The sequence below is a fragment of the Streptomyces sp. 6-11-2 genome (genome assembly GCF_006540305.1).
GTDB lineage: Bacteria > Actinomycetota > Actinomycetes > Streptomycetales > Streptomycetaceae > Streptomyces.
In genome coordinates, this window is record NZ_BJOR01000001.1 from 7471189 (window position 1) to 7491170 (window position 19982).

General features: G+C 71.1%; 17 protein-coding genes and 1 pseudogene. 3 read left to right on the forward strand and 15 right to left on the reverse strand.

Annotated elements, in window-relative coordinates; translation table 11 throughout:
• From TNCT6_RS33545 to TNCT6_RS33600, 12 genes are all read right to left on the reverse strand, one after another.
• Positions 1–429 (reverse strand): roadblock/LC7 domain-containing protein, encoded by a 429-nt coding sequence (locus tag TNCT6_RS33545; protein ID WP_141365120.1) that lies wholly within the window; start codon positions 427–429, stop codon positions 1–3.
• An 11-nt stretch (positions 430–440) separates the two neighbouring features.
• Complete coding sequence (locus TNCT6_RS33550; protein WP_141365122.1) at positions 441–2945, reverse strand: nitrate- and nitrite sensing domain-containing protein; 2505 nt, start codon at positions 2943–2945, stop codon at positions 441–443.
• 172 nt (positions 2946–3117) lie between these two features.
• Positions 3118–4125 carry a substrate-binding domain-containing protein gene (locus tag TNCT6_RS33555; protein ID WP_141365124.1) on the reverse strand — a complete coding sequence of 336 codons (1008 nt, stop codon included), beginning with the start codon at positions 4123–4125 and terminating at the stop codon, positions 3118–3120.
• 505 nt (positions 4126–4630) lie between these two features.
• Positions 4631–5884 carry an RNA polymerase sigma factor gene (locus tag TNCT6_RS33560; protein ID WP_141365126.1) on the reverse strand — a complete coding sequence of 418 codons (1254 nt, stop codon included), beginning with the start codon at positions 5882–5884 and terminating at the stop codon, positions 4631–4633.
• Positions 5881–6234: a YciI family protein gene (locus tag TNCT6_RS33565; RefSeq protein ID WP_141365128.1), complete on the reverse strand. Its 354-nt coding sequence runs from the start codon at positions 6232–6234 to the stop codon at positions 5881–5883. The genes TNCT6_RS33560 and TNCT6_RS33565 overlap by 4 nt, the downstream gene beginning before the upstream one ends.
• 216 nt (positions 6235–6450) lie before the next feature.
• Entirely contained in the window at positions 6451–7767 is a 1317-nt protein-coding gene (locus tag TNCT6_RS33570) for an amidohydrolase family protein (RefSeq protein ID WP_141365130.1), read from the reverse strand.
• A 12-nt stretch (positions 7768–7779) separates the two neighbouring features.
• Complete coding sequence (locus TNCT6_RS33575; protein ID WP_141365132.1) at positions 7780–8613, reverse strand: ABC transporter ATP-binding protein; 834 nt, start codon at positions 8611–8613, stop codon at positions 7780–7782.
• Positions 8610–9578: an ABC transporter ATP-binding protein gene (locus TNCT6_RS33580; RefSeq protein WP_141365134.1), complete on the reverse strand. Its 969-nt coding sequence runs from the start codon at positions 9576–9578 to the stop codon at positions 8610–8612. Before TNCT6_RS33580 ends, TNCT6_RS33575 begins: the two co-directional genes overlap by 4 nt.
• A complete protein-coding gene (locus tag TNCT6_RS33585; RefSeq protein ID WP_141365136.1) occupies positions 9575–10387 on the reverse strand; it encodes an ABC transporter permease in 813 nt (270 codons plus the stop codon). Before TNCT6_RS33585 ends, TNCT6_RS33580 begins: the two co-directional genes overlap by 4 nt.
• Complete coding sequence (locus TNCT6_RS33590) at positions 10384–11334, reverse strand: ABC transporter permease (protein ID WP_172633136.1); 951 nt, start codon at positions 11332–11334, stop codon at positions 10384–10386. The genes TNCT6_RS33585 and TNCT6_RS33590 overlap by 4 nt, the downstream gene beginning before the upstream one ends.
• Complete coding sequence (locus TNCT6_RS33595; protein ID WP_141365138.1) at positions 11331–12950, reverse strand: ABC transporter substrate-binding protein; 1620 nt, start codon at positions 12948–12950, stop codon at positions 11331–11333. Before TNCT6_RS33595 ends, TNCT6_RS33590 begins: the two co-directional genes overlap by 4 nt.
• Positions 12947–14140 carry an amidohydrolase family protein gene (locus TNCT6_RS33600; protein ID WP_141365140.1) on the reverse strand — a complete coding sequence of 398 codons (1194 nt, stop codon included), beginning with the start codon at positions 14138–14140 and terminating at the stop codon, positions 12947–12949. Before TNCT6_RS33600 ends, TNCT6_RS33595 begins: the two co-directional genes overlap by 4 nt.
• A gap of 97 nt (positions 14141–14237) precedes the next feature.
• Between TNCT6_RS33600 and TNCT6_RS33605 the strand changes: the two genes are divergently transcribed.
• Positions 14238–14903, forward strand: a complete 666-nt coding sequence (locus tag TNCT6_RS33605; protein WP_141365142.1) for a FadR/GntR family transcriptional regulator — start codon at positions 14238–14240, stop codon at positions 14901–14903.
• A gap of 202 nt (positions 14904–15105) precedes the next feature.
• On the opposite strand, the pseudogene TNCT6_RS41280 reads toward TNCT6_RS33605, so the two are convergent.
• Positions 15106–15284, reverse strand: a pseudogene (locus TNCT6_RS41280) (DUF5713 family protein); the annotation flags it as partial.
• A 271-nt stretch (positions 15285–15555) separates the two neighbouring features.
• On the opposite strand from TNCT6_RS41280, the gene TNCT6_RS33610 reads away from it, so the two are divergent.
• Both TNCT6_RS33610 and TNCT6_RS33615 read left to right on the forward strand, forming a co-directional pair.
• Positions 15556–16371: an SAM-dependent methyltransferase gene (locus tag TNCT6_RS33610; RefSeq protein ID WP_141365144.1), complete on the forward strand. Its 816-nt coding sequence runs from the start codon at positions 15556–15558 to the stop codon at positions 16369–16371.
• A gap of 571 nt (positions 16372–16942) precedes the next feature.
• Positions 16943–17941: a nitrilase-related carbon-nitrogen hydrolase gene (locus TNCT6_RS33615; RefSeq protein WP_141365146.1), complete on the forward strand. Its 999-nt coding sequence runs from the start codon at positions 16943–16945 to the stop codon at positions 17939–17941.
• Here the strand turns inward: TNCT6_RS33615 and TNCT6_RS33620 are convergent.
• Together TNCT6_RS33620 and TNCT6_RS33625 are read right to left on the reverse strand one after the other, a co-directional pair.
• Positions 17938–18813 (reverse strand): PhzF family phenazine biosynthesis protein, encoded by an 876-nt coding sequence (locus TNCT6_RS33620; protein WP_141365148.1) that lies wholly within the window; start codon positions 18811–18813, stop codon positions 17938–17940. The genes TNCT6_RS33615 and TNCT6_RS33620 overlap by 4 nt on opposite strands.
• A gap of 101 nt (positions 18814–18914) precedes the next feature.
• Positions 18915–19853, reverse strand: coding sequence for a GlxA family transcriptional regulator (locus tag TNCT6_RS33625; protein ID WP_141365150.1), 939 nt, complete (start codon positions 19851–19853; stop codon positions 18915–18917).
• Positions 19854–19982: the final 129 nt, after the last annotated feature.

Genomic DNA, 19982 nt, shown 5'->3' on the forward strand with positions numbered 1-19982 from the left:
TCACTCGCCGTTGCCGGACGCGTCGGCACCCGGACGCGGGGGCGCACTCAGGTGCTCGCCGATCTTCTTCACCAGCATGTTCATCTGGTACGCCACCACACCGACGTCGGCGCCGGGGCCGGTGAGAACGACGAGATGGGCGCCCGGTCCGGCCGAGGTGAGAATCAGATAGGTGTGGGCCAGTTCGATGAGCGCCTGCCGCACCGGGCCGCCGCCGAAGTCCATGCTGACGCCCTTGCTGAGGCTCATCAGGCCGGACGCGGTCGCCGCCAGCCGCTCGGCGTCGTCACGCGGGAATCCGGTGGACTTGCTGACGACCAGTCCGTCCTCGGAGAGCACGACGGCGTGGTTGACGTCGGCGACCCGTTCCACGAGACCGGTCAGCAGCTGGTCGAGCTGCGTGTGCGTGGCGGGGGTGGGGCGTGTCATATGGCTGTCCTTCATGTGCGGTCGGCGGGCGAAGTCGAGGGTGGATGTCCCCCCGGCTCGAACACGGTCGAGGCCTTGGGGGTGGCGGTGCCTGCGGCGGGAACGCGCGCATCGGAGCCGTTCGGTCCGGAGCCGTTCGGTCCGGAGCCGTTCGGTCCGGAGCCATCCGGTGTGGCGCCGTCCGTTGCGGCGGCCTCCTCCGGGTCGTCGGCCCTTTCCTGGGTGTCGTCGTGCCGGGCCTCGCGTGTGCCGCGCTGGAAGCCGGCCAGGGAGGAGGCGGCGCGTTCGGCGGTGAAGTCGTCGAGGGGGTCGTCCTCGACGACGGGTACGGCCTCTCCACGCAGCTCGGCGGCCAGACTGGTCTGCGGCACCCGACGCGGCAGCGGGGAGAGCCCCGGCTCACGTGTCCGTTCCGCCCTGTGTCCGCTGTCACCCGCACGGAAGGCGTTCTGCCCCGCGGACGGCTTCCTCCGCCGGGCGTCGACGGCGGGGGTCGAGCCCTTCCCGGTCAGTTCCGGACGCCCCGGTCCGGGCACCCGCACGGGCTCGGACGGCTGCGGCCGCGTCTGCGGGGAGCTGGCGGCCTCGGGCACCACGATGTCGTGCGGGACGAGCACGATCGCGGTGGTCCCGCCGTAAGGCGAGGAGCGCAGGGTCACGGTGATGCCGTGCCGGGTGGCCAGGCGGGCGATGACGAACATGCCGAGCCGCAGGTCGTCGGCGAGCGCCACCACGTCGAACTGCGGGGACACGGCCAGATGAGCGTTGAGCTGGGCGTAGTCCTCCTCGGACATACCGAGGCCGCGGTCCTCGACCTCGATGACGAGGCCCTTGGCCACCATCGCGGCCCGCACTCCGACGGGGCTCGGGGCGGCGGAGTACGCGGTCGCGTTGTCGATGAGCTCGGCCAGCAGATGGATGACGTCGGCCACCGCGGGCGGGGCGACGTACACCTCCTCGTCGGTGTGCACCTCCACCCTCTGGTACTCGGCGACCTCGCCGACGGCGCCGCGCAGGATGTCGATCAGCGCGACCGGTTCGGTCCAGCTGCGCCGTGGCTGCTCGCCGCTGATGATGACGAGGTTCTCCTCGTAGCGGCGCAACTGGCTCGCCGTGGAGTCCAGTTCGTACAGGCCCTGGAGGACCTCCGGGTCCTGGTGCCGCCGTTCCAGCGCGTCGAGCTTGCTGAGCTGAAGGTTGATCAGGTTCTGGCTCTGCCGGGCGATTCCGAGGATCACCTTCTGGAAACCGCGTCGGGTGTCGGCGAGTTCGACCGCGGTGTGCACGGCCGTACGCTGCGCGGTGTTGAAGGCCTGGGCGACCTGGCCGAGTTCGTCGGTGCCGTAGTCCAGCGGCGGCGTCGCGGAGTCCACGTCCACCTTCTCGCCCCGCTCCAGCCGGGCCACCACGTCGGGCAGCCGCTCCTCCGCCAGGCGGAGCGTGGCGATCCTCAGCCCCAGCAGCCGCCGGGACAGGGACCGGGTGATCCGCCAGGACATGCCGACGCACAGGACCAGGGCGGCCAGGCCGGCCGCGCTCAGGACGGCGGACTTCAGCAGCAGCCCGTGCGCTCGGTCGGCACTGCGGTCGAGCAGCGCGACCGTCTGCTGCCGGATCAGCGTCGAGTACTGGACGGACAGCTTGTCGATCGCGGCGCCCCATCTCGCGCGCGCGTCAGGCAGCGCGAACCCGCGCGCGCCGGTGGCCTTGCCCCGGGCCGAGAGCACCTGGTCCTCGACGACTTCCAGCGTGCGCCACTCCGCCGACTGCAGGATCCGCTCGGTCTGCGTCTTCGTGCTGCCCTGGAGCGAGGGAACGATCTGGTCCTCGACGAGCCAGCGGCGGGTGTGGACCAGTTGGGCGAACCTGTCCCACGCCTCCTGGTCCATGCGTTTGGACGACCACGCCAGGGTGAGCTGCGCGTCCTCCTGGGAGACCAGCTCCGCGGCGTGCTCCAGCGCCACGAGCGGACCGGCCTGGGAGGTGAGGTCGCCGTCGTCGACCTGCGAGAGCTCCTGGAAGGCATGGATCTGGTCGTCGATGATCGCGGTGTACTGGTCCAGGGCCTGTTCACCGGTGATGTCCGTCGGTTTGTCCACCTGGCCCCGGTAGTACTCCAGGCTGCCCACCGACGCGACGACCGAGTACATCCGGTTCTTGATGCGGGCGGGGGCCTGCCTGATCGAGTCGGCCTGGCCGACCAGTTCGGCGACCGCCTTGTCCGTGGTCAGGCGCTGCGCGTCCAGGGCGGCCCGGGAGCCGTGCGGGGACGCCAGCCACGCCGCCGACAGCCCGCGCTCCTGCTGGAGGGCGAGCGCCGCGTCGGTTCCCATGGCGCCGGTCGACCTGCTCAGCGCTGTCTGTGAGCGCAGCCGGAGGCCCTCGGAGAACATCTGGGTCGTGGTCACACCCCACATGGCGGCGAGCGCGACGGTGGGGACCAGGGCCAGGAGGACCAGTGAGAGCCGTATCGAACCGAGACGGCGCCGGGAACCTGTCGGTGTCCGTGGAGACATCATCGTCCTAGAGCGATCTGCGGGAAGACGGGGAAGGGAAGAACGAGCGGGCGGGGTGACGGCGCGTCCGGTACGGGCCGGGAGACGCGTGGGACGCCGTCGGCGCAGGTGACGGGCGATCGGGAGAAGGACCGTGTCGTCATGTCACCGGCGCCCCGTACCCGGCATGTCCTCAGCGCGTGCCGCCGGCGGCCAGCTTGGCCACCGACGCGACGTTCGTCTTGGTCACGAAGGCAGGACCGGTGAGCACCGGAGCGACGCCGCCACCGCTCACATTGCCGTTGGACCTGTAGAGCCAGAGCGCGTCCACGGCCAGATAGCCCTGGAGGTAGGGCTGTTGGTCCACCGCGAACTGCACATCTCCGTCCTGAACCGCCTTGACCAGTTCCTTGTTCAGGTCGAAGGTGGCGATGTGCGCCCTGCTGCCTGCCTTGTGCACGGACTTGACCGCGGCCAGCGCGAACTGCGCTCCGTTGGTGACCACTTCGTCGATGTCGTGGTCCAACCGCAGTCGGGCCGCGACCGACTCGGTCAGGGCGTCCATGTCGGTGCCGTCGCTGTAGAGCATGTCGGTCCTGCCGCCGAAGGCCTTCTTCACACCGGCGCAGCGCGCCTCCAGCGAGATGTTGCCCCGCTCGTGGATGACGCACAGGGCGTGCTTGGCCCCCAGGTCGTCCAGCTTGTCCCCGACGGCCCGGCCCGCGACACTCTCGTCCTGGCCGAAGTACTGCAGCACACCGCTGGAACGCCAGGACCCGATACCGGAGTTGAGCCCGACCACGGCTATGCCCGCCGCCTTGGCCTCCGCGATCGGCCCCTTCATCGCATCCGGCTTGGCCAGCGTCAGCGCGATGCCGTCGACCCCCTCCCGGATCGCGTCCCGCACCAACTTCGCCTGCCCGGCGGCATCGGCGTCGCTCGCGTAGGTCAGCTCGACGCCGTCCTTGGCCGCGGCCACCTCGGCGCCCTTGCGGACCAGTTGCCAGAAGGCGTCTCCCTCGGCCCCATGGGTGACCATGGCGACCTTGAGCCCGGACGCACCGGATACCCGCGCGCTTGATTCGGACTGCGCGTCTCCGGAGCCGGAGCAGCCGGAAATGAGCAGGCAGACGGCGGCGGCGGCCGTCAGCGCGGTGCCGGGGGCGGATCTGCGGTACTTGTGCGAAGGAGGAGTCTTCATGAGGGTGCGGCACCTCACTGTGCAGCCGAGCATGGAGCAAACGGGGGGAGGGACTGGGGCGGAGGGCCGACGGACGTACGACCGGGCGGGTGGCTCTCGTTGAGCCGGAGCCAACCGCGTGTGACGCCCGGTAGTCAAGTGATCGGCGACCTGTCGTGGCTTGTTGCTGCCGCATTGTGATCATCTGCCTTTTACGGCGGCACGATGGAGGCCCGGTACGTCCCGCACGCCGGGCGCCTGCGCGTGAGCGGCCATCCGGCGAGGTGAGCGCGCTGGTGCGAGGAGGGCGGCGGAGGAACCGGAGTCCGGCGGGGCCCGGTTGACCTTGCCGGTCCTTTTGTCGCGCGTCTATAGTTCGGCACCCGGCGCAGACGCCGGTTCCGCCGCTCGACGCCACCGTCGAGGACGCCGTCGACCCGGCCCTGTCCGACCCGTACGAGCTCGAAGCGGCGATGCGCCAGTGCGCCCGCCCGCGTCGGCTGCGGGCCGTCACCGGGCCGGCCCGTCACCGGTCGGAGAGTTCCGCGAGTCTGCGGGCGAGCATGGCTCGTTCTGGTTCGTTGCCGACGAGGTCGAGGGCGACCCGGTAGGCAGCGGCGGCCTCGGAGGTGCGGCCCAGCCTTCTCAGCAGGTCGGCCCGCGCTGCGGGAAGCAGGTGGTAGCCGCGCAGTTCCTCGGCCTCGGTGAGGGCGTCCAGCAGGGCAAGCCCCGCCTCGGGGCCGTCGCGCATGGCAACGGCCACGGCCCGGTTCAGCGCGACCAGCGGGAATGGCTCGATCTGAAGCAGCACGTCGTAGAGCGCGACGATCTGCGGCCAGTCGGTCGCTTCGAAGCCGGTCGCCTCGTCGTGCAGTGCCGCGATCGCCGCTTGCACCGCGTACGGTCCGACACCGGGACCCGTCAGGGCCGGTACGACGAGCCGTCGCCCCTCGGCGATGAGGCCGGCGTCCCACAGAGCGCGGTCCTGGTCTTCGAGCAGCACCTGGCCTCCCGCGGCGTCGGTCCTGGCCGCGCGCCGCGCGTCGGTGAGGAGGAGCAGCGCGAGCAGCCCCGTCACCTCTCGTTCTCCGGGAAGCAGCCGGTGCAGGATACGGGCGAGCCGGATGGCTTCGTCGGCCAGATCGGGGCGGACGAGGTCGTCGCCGGAGCTGGCGGCGTACCCCTCGGTGAAGACGAGGTAGACGACTCGGAGCACGCTGGGCAGCCGCGCGGGCAGTTCGTCCGGCCCCGGGACGCGGAACGGGATGCGCGCACTGCGGATCTTGCGTTTCGCGCGCACGATGCGCTGGGCCATCGTCGCGGTGGGCACCAGGAATGCCCGGGCGACCTCGGGTGTGGTCAGGCCGGCGAGAAAGCGCAGCGTCAGCGCGGTCTGTGCCTCCGGAGAGAGCGCGGGGTGGCAGCAGGTGAAGAACAGTTGCAGCCGCTCGTCGGGGATGTCGTCGAAGCCGGGCTCGGCGGGTACCACGGCGGCGGCCCGGTCGCTCTCCACCTGGAGGACCGCCAGCCGCTCCGCGTACGCGCGGTCGCGCCGGATCCGGTCGATGGCCTTGCGGCGTGCCGTGGTGAGCAACCAGGCCAGTGGCTTGTCCGGCACTCCGTCGACCGGCCACCGCTCCAGCGCGGCCTCGATCGCGTCGGAGGCGGTCTCCTCGGCAAGATCGAGATCTCCGAACCGTGCCGCGAGCAGGGCGAGCAGCCGGCTCCGGTCCTCGCGGAACACCGCCTCCACGGAGCGGGCCGCTCGCCGCTCGTTCACGACTGATCCGGCTCCCAGACCGTGCGGACCTCGACGGTGCCGTACCGGGCACCGGGGCACCGGGCCGCCCAGTCGAGCGCCGCGTCGAGGTCGGGAACATCGATCAGGTAATAGCCGCCGACGATCTCCCGGGTCTCGGCGAACGGCCCGTCGGTCACGACGCGCTCCCCATTCACGCGGACGCGTACGGTGGTCGCGTTCGAGAGGTCCAGGGCGTTGCCGTCCAGCTTGACGCCGGCATCGGAGACGGCCTTCTCGAACGCCATGAACTCTTCCACGGTCGGTCCCTCGGCCGGTCGTTCCTCGGTGGAGTCGGGCGACAGGGTGTTGATCAGCAGCAGGTACTTCACGGGGCGCTCCTCGTGCCTGGGGTTGGTTGCGCGGATACGCGGATATGACGAATGGCCGCGGGGAGAATCGACAGGACGACCGGAGAAATCTTGTCAGGGCGCCCCAGGCCCTGCCTCGTGACCGGGCGTGCTCTTCGGTCACCTCTTCGGTCACCGTGACCGAAGAGCACGCCCGGTCGCGCCGAGATCAGTGCGCACCGCCCGCGCGGGGGGCCGTCAGGTACCGACGACGACGCCGTTGCTGATCACCGCGCTCGGCGTCCTCACTGCTGTGATGTCCTCCAGCGGATTACCGGCGAGCAGCACCGCGTCCCCACGGAAGCCCTGCGCCAGCCGCCCCGCGCTGCCGCTCAGTCCGGTCAGCCGCGCCGCCGCCGTCGTGGCGGTGCGGATGGCGTCCAGGGCCGGCAGGCCGGCCTGCTGCATCAGCACCACCTCGCCGCCGATCGGATCGATCTGTCCCCCGGCGGAATCGGTGCCCGCCGCCAGCGGAACGCCCATGTCGTGCGCCGTGCACACGGCTTGCCGCAGTACGGGGAGGAACTCGCGCCCGCGCGCGGCGAGTACGGGGTCGTCGGATTCGGCCAGCCCGGCGATGGCGGTCAGGGTGGGCGTGAAGTACGTGCCGCGGCGCCGCATTTCGTGCAGCGTGTCCTCGGCGACGAAGACCCCGTGCTCCAGACTGCGGATGCCCGCCAGGACGGCGTCTCGGCAGCCTTGTTCGCTGTAGCTGTGGCAGAGGACGCCGGCGCCGCGGCGCCGCGCCGCCGCCACTACCGTGGCGAGTTGGTCACGGTTGTACACCTGGCGCAGCGGGTCCTGGTCCGGCAGGCCCGCACGGTCGTTGACCCGCGTCTTGATGACGTCCGCGCCCCGGTTCAGGTTCACGTCGACCACCCGGCGCAGCGCCTCGGACGAGCGGACGCCGTCCTTGAGGCGGGCCAGCGGGGCGAGGTCGGGGTCGGCCAGGATCGTGTCGCCGAGGTCGGGGGTGACGAAGAGGCCGGCGGCCCGCGTCCGCGGCGCCCGGTCCGGGGCCCACCGGGCCAGTTCGCGCACGGCGATGTCCTGGTAGAAGGTGGTGGATCCGCTGCGCACGCTGGTCGCCCCCTGACGCAGGGCCGTTCCGGCCTCGCTGAGGGAGGTGATGTGGATGTGCGCGTCGACCAGGCCGGGGAGTACCCATCGGCCGTGGGCGCCGACCACGCTCACGCCCGCTCGCAGCGCCGCGCGGGCGCGCCGGGTGGCGTCCCGGCTGCCCGCGGCCCGCACGGTGCCGTCCACGATGACGACCACGGAGTCGGCGGTCACCTCCCCGGTCAGCGGATCGAGGAGGGTGCCGCCGTCGATGACGAGGGTGCCTCCGGACGGCGCCGGGCCGGTGCCGGGCGCCTTCCGGTCCGGCGTGGGCGTACGGTCGGCCGCCTCGGCGGTGCCGGCGAGCAGGGACGCGCCGGCCAGTGCCATCGCGGTGGCGAGGACGCCGCGCCGGGCGACGTGTGAGGGCGGCGGCTGATGGTGGTCCAGACACATGGTGATGGCCTCTCAGTGGTGGGGACGGGGGGAGGCGGGGTGTGGGGAAGGGTGGGAGCCGGCCGCGCGACGGCGGGGCTTCCAGCCGGGTCGGGGAACCGCGTCCAGGAGGGCTTTGGTGTACTCCTCCTGCGGGGCGCGCAGCAGTTGCCGGGTCGGCCCGCGCTCGACCACGCGGCCGGCGGACATCACGATCGCCGTGTCGCTGATCTGGTTGACGACCGCCAGGTCGTGCGAGATGAACACGTAGCTGATGCCGCTGCGTCCGCGGATGTCGGTGAGCAGGTTGAGGATCTGCGCCTGCACGGAGACGTCCAGCGCCGCGACCGCCTCGTCCAGCACCAGAACCTGCGGTTCGACGGCGATCGCACGGGCGATGGCGACGCGTTGCCGCTGCCCGCCGGAGAGCTGGCGGGGCAGCATCGTGGCGTGCCGGTCGCTCAGCCCCACGGCCTCCAGCAGCTCCAGGGACCGGCCGCGCCGCTCCTTCGCGCTCAGCGGGAAGTGCAGGGCGAGGCTGGTCTCGATGACGTCCCCGATGCGCTGCAACGGGTCCAGTGACGAGTACGGGTCCTGGAAGACCATCTGGATCTCCCGGGCCCGGCGGCGCCGTTCGGCCGAGCCGGTTCGGCCCGTCCGCGGTCGTCCGCAGACGCTGATCGTGCCGGCCGTGGGGGTTTCCAGGCCCAGCAGCATGCGGGCGACGGTGGTCTTGCCCGAGCCGGACTCGCCCACGACGGCCAGTGATTCACCGCGGGCGAGGGTGAAGGACAGGTCGTCGACGGCGACCGCGCCCTTCCCGTAGACCTTGCGCAGACCTTCCGCCCTGACCAGGATCTCGGTCACGGTTCCTCCGCTCGTATGCAGGCGACGTGGGCGTTGCCCACCGCGCGCAGCGCCGGGCGGGCGGTGGAGCACTCCGGTGTGGCGACGGCGCAGCGGGGTGCGAAGGCGCAGCCTTCGCCCGCCTCGAAGGCGGCGACCGCCCGGCCGGGGACCACGGGCAGCGGATGGACGACCTGGTCGATACTCGGTCGGGATGTCAACAGGCCACTGCTGTAGGGATGCAGGGGGGATCCGGTGAGTGCCTCGGCGGACTGCACCTCCACGATCCGTCCGGCGTACATGACGCCGATGCGGTCGCAGGTCGCCGCGGCGAGTTCGAGGTCGTGGGTGATCAGCAACATGGCCATACCGCGGTCCCGGCGCAGTTCGTCCAGGATGGCCATCACCTCCGACTGGGTGGTCACGTCCAGAGCGGTCGTGGGCTCGTCCGCGAGCACCAGGTCGGGTTCCACGGCCAGCACCGACGCGATCATGACGCGCTGGAGCAGTCCGCCGGACAACTCGTGCGGATGCTGCCGCATCCGGCGTTCGCCGTCGGTGATGCCGACATCGGCGAGGAGACGGACGGCCTTGGCGTGTGCCTCCTTCGGGAGCACCGACAGGTTGGAGACCAGCGCCTCGGTGAGGAAGTCACCGATGCTGCGGACCGGGTTGATGTGCGCCCGGGGGTCCTGGAAGATCATCGCGATCCGCCGCGACCGCAGGGCGCGCAGCTCCCGCGCCCCGAGATCGAGAACCGGTGTGCCGTCGAACTGGATCCGGCCGCTCAGCCGTGCGCCGGGCGGGGTCAGCCGAAGGACGGACCGCGCGGTCATCGACTTGCCCGAGCCGGATTCACCGACGAGGCCGACGGCTTCGCCCGGGGCGACGGTGAGGCCGACGTCGTCGACGAGTGTCCGCCATTGCCCGCGGCCGGCCGGAACCTCCAGCCGCAACTGGTCCAGGACCAGGATATCGTTGCTCATCGCGCACTCCCTTGCTCAGCACCCATCCGGTCGCCGAGCACCGTCACCGCGACCACCACGACCACGATCAGCACGCCCGCGCTGATGGCCTCCATCGGCTGGCCGCGCATCGCGCCGTCCAGTCCGCTCTTGACCATCAGGCCCCAGTCGGCGGCCGGCGGCTGAACGCCGAGTCCGAGGAACGAGATCGCGGCCAGGTCGATGATCGCGAAGCCGAGGGCCGACACCGACTGGGCGACGATCAGCGGGCGCAGGTTGGGCAGCAGGTGGCGCCCGCAGATGGCGACGGCCGATCTGCCCTGGAGCCAGGCGGCCGAGACGTAGGGGAGGCCGCGTTCCCGCAGCGCGGCGCTGCGGACGACGCGGGCCACGTACGGCGTGTACGCCACGGCCAGGCCGATGACCACTCCCGTCATACCGGGACCGACCACGGCCACGGTCACCAGGGCGAACACGATGCCGGGCACCGCGAACAGCACGTCGAGCAGCCGGGAGATGACGGCGTCGACCCGGCCTCCGGACCACGCGGCGACGATCGCGAGCGTGGTGCCCACCACGGTGGACAGCGCGATGGTGACCAGCGGGCCCAGCAGCGTCGTACGGGCCCCGAACATCAGCCGCGACAGAATGTCCCGGCCGAGCGCGTCACCACCGAGCAGGTGGCTGCCGGTGCTTCCGGACAGCGCGTTGAAGAGGTCGGGCCGATTCGGATCGTAGGGCGCCAGCAGCGGCGCACAGGCGCTGACCACGGCGACGACCGCGAGAACTGCCAGTGCGGTGAGGCCCGTCGGGCCCAGGCGTGCCTTCATGACGCCTCCCCGGGAGACAGACGGGGGTCGATGAGCGAGTAGCACAGGTCGACCACCAGGTTGACGATGACGAACGCGGAGACCAGGACGAGAACGACGCCCTGCACCACGGCGAAGTCCCGCTGGAGAATGGCCCGTACGAGCAGCGAGCCGAGACCGTCCAGCGCGAAGATGTTCTCGACGACCACGGAGCCCGCGATCAGTCCGGCCACGGTGAGGCCCATGACGGTCACGACCGGGATCGACGCGTTGCGCAGCACGTGCCGGCGGACGATGTGGGACTCGGAGAATCCGCGGCTGCGTGCCGTCTCCACGTGTTCGCGGCTCAACTCCGCGCCCACCGAGGCGCGGGTGATGCGGGCCAGGAAGCCGGCGCTGCCGAGGCTGAGGGCGATGGCGGGCAGCGTCAGGTGATACAGCCGGTCGTCCAGGCCCGATCCCGGGCCGAAGACCGGGAACCAGCCCAGCCCCAGGGCGAAGACGACGACCAGCACCACGCCCACGACGAAGGTGGGAGTGGCCAGGAAGACGCTGTTGACCACGGAGACGGCCGCGTCGACCGGGCCCCGGCGCAGCGCTCCGAGCAGTCCGAGGGCGATGCCCACCACGACGATGATCACCGTGGCGTACAGCACCAGCAGCCCCGTCGTCGCCAGCCGGGTGGACATCAGGGCGGACACGTCCTGTCGGTAGACCAGGGACTGACCGAAGTCACCGTGCAGCGCGTCGCCCAGCCAGCTGAAGTAGCGGACCAGGAACGGCTCGTCGAGGTGGTACTGATGACGGATCGCCGCGATCTGCTCGGGGCTGCCGCTGCGGTTGCCCAGCAGGAACGCCATCGGTCCGCCGGGAACCGTGTAGAGCAGCCCGTACACCAGGAACGAGGCCACGAGGAGGACCGCCGCGAGCGCGGCCAGCCGTCGCGCCAGGAATGTCAGCCACCTCATCGCGCACCGATCCCGGCGGCCCAGGGGTAGTACAGGTACGAGAACGAGGCGACCGCTCCGGTGATCCGCTTGTTCATGTAGAGGATGACGGGCAGGGAGGAGATCGGCGTCCAGGGCACGTCCCGGCTGACGGCGGTCTGGATTCCGCCGACCAACTCGGCCCGCTGCTGCGGGTCGTAGGCGGCCTGGGCCTGTCTGACGGCGCCGTCCACCGATGCGTAGTCGTCGAAGTTGGACCGGCCGCCCTTGGTGAACACGCGGTAGACGTCCAGGGGATCGGGCATGTTGCCGTACCAGGTGCTCAGGAAGGCGTCGATGCCTTCGCGGGCCTTGGGGTCGCTGTAGAGGTTGCCGTACTGCTCGACCGGGATGACCTTGATCCTGACGTCGAGCCCGAGGTCCTCGCCGGCGGCCTTGATGATGCTCGCTGTCTGTTCGTGCACCGCCGAACTTCCCTGGATGCCGATGGTGAGGGGGCGGGACGGCTTGCCGGCGGCCTTCAGGAGCCGCTTGGCGCGGGCGAGGTCGGGCTTCGCCGCGGGCAGAGCGTCGTGTGCGGCGCGGAAGGTGTCCGCGGCGTAGCCCCAGTAGTCGGAGTTGGCCAACGTGCTCTCCGGGGCCGCGGCCCCCTGGAAGATCACCCGGGCGATTCCCGGGCGGTCGAGGGCGGCCGACAGTGCCTCACGCACGCGTGGGTCGGCGTACGGGCCGGACTTGGCGGCGCCGAGCAGGGCCCAGAAGGTGAGGGAGCGGCCGAGGGTGACCGAGCCGGTGGGGGAGTCGACGAGTTGACTGAGTCCGGCAGGGGGGAGGTAGAAGTACTGCCCGTCGACCTCGCCGGACCGCAGTGCGTTGACCGCGGTGGTCTCGTCGGCGATGAACCGGAACACCAACGTCTTTGATTTCGCCTTGAGTTCGGCGTTCCAGTAGTCGTCATTGCGAGTCAGCCGAAGGGAGTCGCCGGGCTTCCAGCCGGCGAACTTGAAGGGTCCGGTGCACATGACTCCGCCTGTGGGAGAGCCGAGGTTCTTTCCGGCCTTGTCCAGGAACGATTTCTCCACGACGGCGCCGGCGGCGGTCGCCATGGCCTGGTTGAAGAGCACGTCGGGCTGCTTGAGGTCCACCGTGACCTGGTACGGCCCGGTCGCCTTGATGGAGGCGACGGTCTCGAAGTAGTCGCTCCACCAGGTGCCCAGCGTCGGGTCGAGGTGGCGGTTGAGGCTGGCCGCCACGTCGTCGGCGGTCATCTGCTCGCCGTCCCAGAACCTGACGTTCTTGCGCAGCGTGTAGACCCACCGGGTCGGGGTCGGATTCTCCGCCTTCACAGCGAGACCGGGGCGGATCTTCAGGTCGGGGGTGAGCCGCATCAGACTCTCGCACATGTTCGCGAGCGCGGTGTTCTCGGCGTAGTTGAAGGAGCGGATCGGGTCCAGCGTCTGTGGCTCGTAGGGCAGGTTCCAGGTGATCCGGTCCACGCCGTGGGCGGCCGACGCGGTGGTGGTGGCGAGGTCCGCCGTCGTGAGCGCCGATCCTTGCCCGCCCGGCGCGGTGTTGCCGCAGGCGGTCAGGGCGAGCGCGAGTCCGCCGGTGAGCAGGGCCGGCCTGCGGCGCTTCACCGGGTGGTCCTCTCGAGGCGCCCGTCACGGGCGACGACGTTCCCGGCCCGGACGACCATCGCGGGCAGCGGCCGGTCGACGAGTACCTGCGCGACGGACTCCCCGGCCAGCAGAACGAAGTCGGCGGGGTCGCCGATCCGCAGGTCGGACCGTTCCAGGCCCATGACGTCCGCGCCGCCGTGCGCCGCCACGGCGTAGCACGCCGCCAGTTCCTCGTCGGTGCGGGCATCGGTGCGGTACGCGAGCAGATGCGCCCGCGTGAACATGTCGCCGTCGCCGAACGGGGTCCAGGCGTCCCGCACGCCGTCCGAACCGGCGCCGACCCGCACGCCCCGTTCCACCAGCGGCCGGAAGGGCACGACCGGCTCGCTGCCGAGCGCGCACGTGGTCACCGCCACGTCCGCGTCGGCCAGGAACTCGGCGGTGTGCTCCAACTCGGTGGCGTCGCAGTCGGACAGGCAGAACGCGTGGCTGATCGTGACCTTTCCCCGCATGTCGGCGGCCAGGGTACGGCGGGCGATCTCGGCGATCTGGTCCAGGCCCGCTCGGCCGCGGTCGTGCAGGTGGATGTCGATCGGTGCGCCGGTGCGCTCGGCGATGCCGAACAGGACGTCCAGATGCCCGTCGAGGTCACCGTCGATGCCGACCGGATCCAGGCCGCCGACGATGTCGGCGCCCTCCTTGACGGCCTGCTCCAGCAGCTCGGCGGTGCCGGGCTCGGTGAGGAGGCCGAGCTGGGGGAAGGCCACGACCTGCAGGTCCATCGCCGACGCGAACGGAGCGGCGGCGGCGCGGATTCCGTGCAGGTGGGAGAGCCCGTGGACCGGTGCGACATCGACGTGCGCGCGCATCGCCCGGGTGCCGCGGCCGACCGCCCGGGCGATCAGGGCGCCGGCGCGTTCGTGCACCGGAGAGGTCATGGCGCGCTGGGTGGCGACGTCGTTCGTGATCAGTTCGCGGAGCGTGTCGGCGGGTTCGCGGCTCAGCCACGGCCGGCCCCAGGCCGACTTGTCGGGATGGATGTGCGCGTCGACGGGGGAAGGCAGGGCAAAAGCACCGCCGCCGTCGACGACGACGCAGTTCCCGGGCCGCGTCGCGGGATCGATGGCCGCGATGCGGCCGTCGGCCACCAGCACGTCGTGAGGATCTCCGCCATGAGGGCGAATGTGGGTGAACAGGGCGTGGGTCATGCCAGCGGCCCCCTTCGAGTCGGTGAAAGGGCTGGAACTCCGTCCCGGGAGAGTCATATGGTTATCAAGTCATCTGATGATCAGGGAAGAGGGTTGCATGAAACCCGTCGCACGAATGTCGATCGTCGACGCTGTGATCAACGAGTTGCGGGCAGAACTCGCGCGAGGCACATGGCAGGTGGGCGACCGGATACCGCCGGAGGACCAGCTCGCCGCGACCCTCGCTGTGAGCCGGCTGTCCATCCGCGAGGCGGTCCGGGTGCTCGTCCACGCGGGACTGCTCACCACCCGTCAAGGCGACGGCACCTACGTCATCGCCACCGACGAGGGCCAGGTCGCACTGCGCCGGCACTTCGACCGGGCGAGGACCGCCGACATCCTCGTTGTCCGCCGCGGCCTGGACATAGTCGCCGCCCGCCTCGCCAGCACGACGCGCACCGATGACGACCTCGCCGTGATCCGCGAAGCCATGGAACGCAGGGAATCCGCAGGCCGGGCCCGGGACCTGGACGCCTTCACCGATGCCGACGTCGACTTCCACCTGCGCATCGCCGAGGCGTCCCACAACCCGGTGCTCAGCGACCTCTACCGGAACATGAGCGACGTCCTGTGGGAGACCGTCAAGGCGAACCAGTGCATGGACGACGCCGGAGACGACCCGTTCCACACGGCACTGTTCGAAGCCGTACGCGCCGGCGACCCGGTCGCCGCGACCGCCGCGGCGCTCGCCATCCTGGACGACTACCCGGAGGCGGAGGCGTGACCACCGCCGATCAGCTGATCCGCGACGCCGACCCGATCGTCACCGTGGATGAACCCCAGGGCGACCTGGCCGGCGGCTGGGTCGCCGTCACCGGCGGCCTGATCACCGGCCTCGGCACGGCTGCCGACCCGCCGCCTCCCGCCCGAAGGTCGTCGACGTCGACGGCGTCTGGCCGCCTGTGGACGGGTCCGGTCGTCGCGCACCAAACCCGGGCGGCGATCTGCTTCTCTACATCCGCGTCCGTGAACCCGAGGCCGACGCGACACACCAGAAGTCCTCTGCGATCTCCTCCCGCGCAACCGACTCGATCTCACTTCCGGCCGCCTCGAACTCCGCCTCCAGCAGGTTGAACTCCTCTGTCGCGGCCTGGGTGAGTGCATACGGTCCGGAAGCCTTCGCCCGCGCCCCTGCGGCGGTGCTCGCAGGCTGGGGCCAGGATCAGCCAGGTATTGCTGACAGGTCATCTCATTGGGCCACTGATGAAGCAGGAAGCCCCCGGAAGGGTCAGACGACCCAGGCCGGAATCCCTGGACTTTAGGCCAGGGAGCACGTCGACAGGTCCTTTGCTTCCCTAACATCACTCGCCTGTAAGGGAGTTGACGTGTTGGCTAGGGTAGGCATCCGGCCAGGCAGGTGAGGGGAGCGAGTTGGGATGAACGAGCGTGCGGCAGGTGGAACGGTGCCGATCAACTCTTCGGTGGCGCATCCCGCGCGGGTGTACAACGTCTGGCTGGGCGGCAAGGACCACTACCCCGCCGACCAGGAGGCGGCCGAACTGGCGGCTGCGGCCAACCCGCAGATCGTTCCGGCGGTCCGGGCCAACCGGGCCTTCCTGGGGCGGGCGGTGCGGGAGTTGGCAGGGAAGGCGGGAATCCGGCAGTTCCTCGACATCGGCACCGGGATCCCAACGGCCAACAACACGCACGAGGTGGCGCAGGGGGTCGACCCAGGCGCCCGGGTTGTATACGTCGACAACGACCCCATCGTCCTGGCTCACGCCCGTGCGCTTCTGGTCAGCACCCCGGAAGGAGCGACGGACTATCTCGAGGCGGATCTGCGTGACGTGGACAGCGTCCTGACGGCGGCTCGGGAGATGCTGGATCTGGCGCAGCCCGTGGGCCTGATGCTCGTGGCGGTCCTGCAGTACGTTCCGGACGCCGACGACCCGTACGGCATCGCCCGACGGCTCCTCGACGCGCTCGCGCCCGGCAGCCACATTGTCCTCTCCCACCCGGCCGCGGACATCGGGGCCGAGGAGGTCGCTGAGTCGATGCGCGTGTACAACGATCGGGCCGCCGAACACGCGGGAGCCACGCCCCGCACGCATGCCGACGTCACCCGGTTCTTCGACGACACGGATCTCCTGGAGCCGGGCGTCGTCCAACTGCCCGAATGGCATCCCGATCCTGCGGATGGCCTGTCTCCCGGCGCGTTGCCGATGTGGTGCGGGGTCGGCCGCAAGCCTTGACGGAAGCGGACAGGGTCTCGATCCGGGCCGGCCTGCAGGGCTGGTCCGGTCAACCCGGCGCGACCGGGCCCTTGGTCAGTTCCTGCTCCAGAACCGCGAAAAGCTTCTCGCCCAGCATGGGGAGCGACACCGGCCCCACCGACCGAAGTCCGTCCGTGCCGACGTCATGCCGGTCCTGGCTCCGTCGGTGACTCTGGCGCCGCCGTAAGGTTCGGCACCCCGGAGCAGCGGGTTCTGTGACTTCCCGCCGCCCGGACTCTGGCCCGGCACAGCCGCCAGCGCCCGAGCGTCACCCCTGCTGTCGGATGGTAGAGGTCGATCCGGACTCAACCGGCTGACGTGGCACCCATACAGAATCCAGCGGCGCGCAGCTTCGTCCTGAGCTCTGGCATGGCAGTGCCCTGTGCCTCGACAGGACCGCGGGACCGGGCGGTCCCCGAACTCGCACCCTGAACAGCGGTCGCCCGTTCCCTTGCCGGGGGGAGCCCCCTGGGAACGGACGGGCCGACAGAGATCGCCCCGACCGGTGCCAGTCACCCGGAGTCAGCTCCCTCCTTTTAGCCTCGCTGCCATGACTTCGCTGCCCCACGCCGCTGCCGCGGCCCCCGAGTCCCGTCGTACCGTGACCGCTGCCGTCGTCCAGGCGGCCGCCCCGCTGTTCGACACACAGGCCGCGCTGAACCGCGCCACGGAGCTCGTCCGGGAGGCCGTCAGCGACCGAGGCGCAGAGGTCGTCGTCCTGCCCGAGGCGTTCCTCGGCGGCTATCCCAAGGGCCTGGGCTTCGACATCACCGTCGGCAGCCGCACCCCGGCCGGCCGCGAACTGTTCCGCCGCTACCACGCCGCCGCCATCGACGTCCCCGGCCCCGAGACCGACACCCTGGCCGCCCTCACCCGGGACCTCGGCTGCCACGCCGTCGTCGGCGCCGTCGAACGCCAGGGCGGCACCCTCTACTGCGTCGCCCTCTTCTTCGGCCCCGACGGCTACCTGGGCCTGCACCGCAAGCTCATGCCGACCGCCGCCGAACGCTACCTGTGGGGTCAGGGCGACGGTTCCACCCTCCCGGTGGTCGACACCGGCACGGCCCGCCTCGGCGCGGCCATCTGCTGGGAGAACTACATGCCGCTGTTCCGCACGGCCATGTACGCCAAGGGCATCGACCTGTGGTGCGCTCCGACCGTGGACGACCGCGACGCCTGGCAGGCCACCATGCGGCACATCGCCCTGGAGGGCCGCTGCTTCGTCCTCAGTGCCGGCCAGTACCTGCGCCGCGAAGCCCTGCCCGCCGACCTCCACCCCGTCCAGGGCGACGCCCCCGACACCGTCCTGATCGGCGGCGGCTCCGTCATCGTCTCCCCGCTCGGCGAGGTCCTCGCAGGCCCGCTGCGCGACAGCGAGGGCATCCTGACCGCCGAACTCGACCTCGACGACCTCACACGTGCCCGCTTCGACTTCGATCCCACCGGCCACTACGCGCGCCCCGACGTCTTCACGCTCCACGTCGACGAGTCCGCCCGCACCGCCGTCACCGGTACGGGCGCCGCCGCCCGGTCGGCAAGGACCGACTAGCCGATGCGTGCTCCCGTGCCGCTGACCCGGACGCGCGGGTCACCCGCGCGCAGCGTCACCGTGAGTTCGCCGGGGCGGCCCATGTCCTCGCCCTGATGCAGGGTCAGTACGGCGTCCTCGGGGACCAGGCCGAGCTCACGGGCGTACGCACCGAACGCGGCGGCCGCGGCGCCGGTCGCCGGGTCCTCGACGACGCCGCCGACGGGGAACGGGTCACGGACATGGAAGACGGTGGCCGACTCCCGCCACACCAGCTGGACCGTGGTCAGGTCCAAGCGGTGCATCAGGGCTTCGAGGCGTGCGAAGTCGTACGCGAGATCCGCCAGGCGCGCGCGAGTCGCCGCCGCCAGTACGAGATGGCGGGCGCCGGCGAACGCGATGCGGGGCGGGAAGGCCGGGTCGAGATCGGCGCCCGGCCAGCCGAGGGCCGCAAGCGCCTCCGCGAGGTCGGTGTCGGCGATGTCCTCGATGTGCGGCTCGACACTGGTGAGTGTGGCCCTGACCGTCCCGCCCTCCGCCGTCACCTCCACCGGCACGGTGCCGGCGCGCGTCGCGAACACCAGCTCCCCGGGGCCCATCCGTTCGGCGAGCGCGACGGCGGTCGCGATGGTGGCGTGCCCGCAGAACGGCACCTCGGCCTTGGGGCTGAAGTAACGGATGCCGTACGCCCACCCCTCCTGGCCACCGAGGCCCTCCGGGGGCGCGGTCAGGAACGCGGACTCCGAGTATCCGAGGTCGGCGGCGATGGCCAGCATGTCGCCGTCGTCCAGGGCGGTGGCGTCCAGAACGACGCCGGCGGGGTTTCCGCCGTCGGGGGCGCTGGAGAAGGCGGTGTATCGCAGCACCTCGGGCCGCGGCGCATTCGTCGTCATGTGCGCGGCAACGCGGGCGGGTCCGCGGCTATTCCAGGGCCTGGGTGGAGGAGCGGATGCGGCCCCACCGTGCGCGTGGCCGCGGGCCCGGCAGGAGGGGTTCAGCTGAAGGTGCGGCGGTACGTCTGTGGGCTGACACCCGTCATCCGCTTGAAGCGGTCGCGGAACGCCGTGGGCGAGCCGAACCCGACCTGTCCCGCGATCCGCTCCACCGGGTGCCGTGTGGTCTCCAGGAGGTGCTGGGCCTGCCGGATGCGCGCCCGATGCAGCCATTGCAGCGGGGTGGTGCCGGTCTGCTCGCGGAAGCGACGCATGAGGGTGCGGGTGCTGACGCCCGCGTGCACGGCCATGTCGGCGAGGGTCAGGTTCCGGCCCAGGTTTTCCTGGAGCCAGGTGAGCAGGGGCTCGAAGGAGGATCCCTGCGGTGTGGGCGCGTGGTCGTGGACGATGAACTGCGCCTGTCCGCCCTCCCGTTCCAGCGGCATGACGGAGAGTCGGGCCGCGTCGGCGGCCACCGCCGAGCCGTAGTCGCCGCGGATCATGTGCAGACACAGGTCGAGGCCTGCGGCGGCGCCCGCGGAGGTGAGGAACTGGCCGTTGTCGACGTACAGCACGTCGGGGTCGACCGTCACCTTCGGATGCAGTGCGGCCAGCAGGTCCGCCGCGATCCAGTGCGTCGTGGCGCGCAGCCCGTCGAGGAGTCCGGTGGCGGCCAGCGGGAAGGTGCCCGTGCAGATGGACGCGATCCGGGTGCCGTCCGCGGCGGCCGCCAGCAGCGCGTCGCGGACCGCGGGCGTGAGCGGTGCGGTGGGGGCGGCCGTGCCCGGCACGATGACCGTGTCCGCGCCGTCGAGCCCGTCGAGTCCGCGGTGCGCGCGGAGGGTGAACGTGCCGGCGTCGACCTCGGGTCGCTCGGCGCACACGCGGACCTGGTAACCGGGACGCCCGTCGGGAAGCCGCGTACGGGAGAAGACCTCGATCGGCGTGGACAGGTCGAAGGGGATCACCTGATCCAGCGCCAGAACGGCGATGGTGTGCATGGCGAGAACATACCGTGCCGCCGTATTCCCGCCATCGTCGATACGTGTCACCACCACGTCGGGCGCGCTGCGGCAGCACTTCTCGTCCTGCGCGCGGCGGCCGCGCTCGACCCCGGGCGTGCGGCAGCG

Bases quoted from the DNA above. Each gene is read 5' to 3' on its own strand.
- TNCT6_RS33625 (WP_141365150.1), bottom strand. From the start codon at position 19,853: ATGCACACCATCGCCGTTCTGGCGCTGGATCAGGTGATCCCCTTCGAC.
- TNCT6_RS33590 (WP_172633136.1), bottom strand. From the start codon at position 11,334: ATGAGGTGGCTGACATTCCTGGCGCGACGGCTGGCCGCGCTCGCGGCG.
- TNCT6_RS33615 (WP_141365146.1), top strand. From the start codon at position 16,943: ATGACTTCGCTGCCCCACGCCGCTGCCGCGGCCCCCGAGTCCCGTCGT.
- TNCT6_RS33620 (WP_141365148.1), bottom strand. From the start codon at position 18,813: ATGACGACGAATGCGCCGCGGCCCGAGGTGCTGCGATACACCGCCTTC.
- TNCT6_RS33600 (WP_141365140.1), bottom strand. From the start codon at position 14,140: ATGACCCACGCCCTGTTCACCCACATTCGCCCTCATGGCGGAGATCCT.
- TNCT6_RS33545 (WP_141365120.1), bottom strand. From the start codon at position 429: ATGACACGCCCCACCCCCGCCACGCACACGCAGCTCGACCAGCTGCTG.
- TNCT6_RS33550 (WP_141365122.1), bottom strand. From the start codon at position 2,945: ATGTCTCCACGGACACCGACAGGTTCCCGGCGCCGTCTCGGTTCGATA.
- TNCT6_RS33580 (WP_141365134.1), bottom strand. From the start codon at position 9,578: ATGAGCAACGATATCCTGGTCCTGGACCAGTTGCGGCTGGAGGTTCCG.
- TNCT6_RS33605 (WP_141365142.1), top strand. From the start codon at position 14,238: ATGAAACCCGTCGCACGAATGTCGATCGTCGACGCTGTGATCAACGAG.
- TNCT6_RS33555 (WP_141365124.1), bottom strand. From the start codon at position 4,125: ATGAAGACTCCTCCTTCGCACAAGTACCGCAGATCCGCCCCCGGCACC.
- TNCT6_RS33610 (WP_141365144.1), top strand. From the start codon at position 15,556: ATGAACGAGCGTGCGGCAGGTGGAACGGTGCCGATCAACTCTTCGGTG.
- TNCT6_RS33585 (WP_141365136.1), bottom strand. From the start codon at position 10,387: ATGAAGGCACGCCTGGGCCCGACGGGCCTCACCGCACTGGCAGTTCTC.
- TNCT6_RS33570 (WP_141365130.1), bottom strand. From the start codon at position 7,767: ATGTGTCTGGACCACCATCAGCCGCCGCCCTCACACGTCGCCCGGCGC.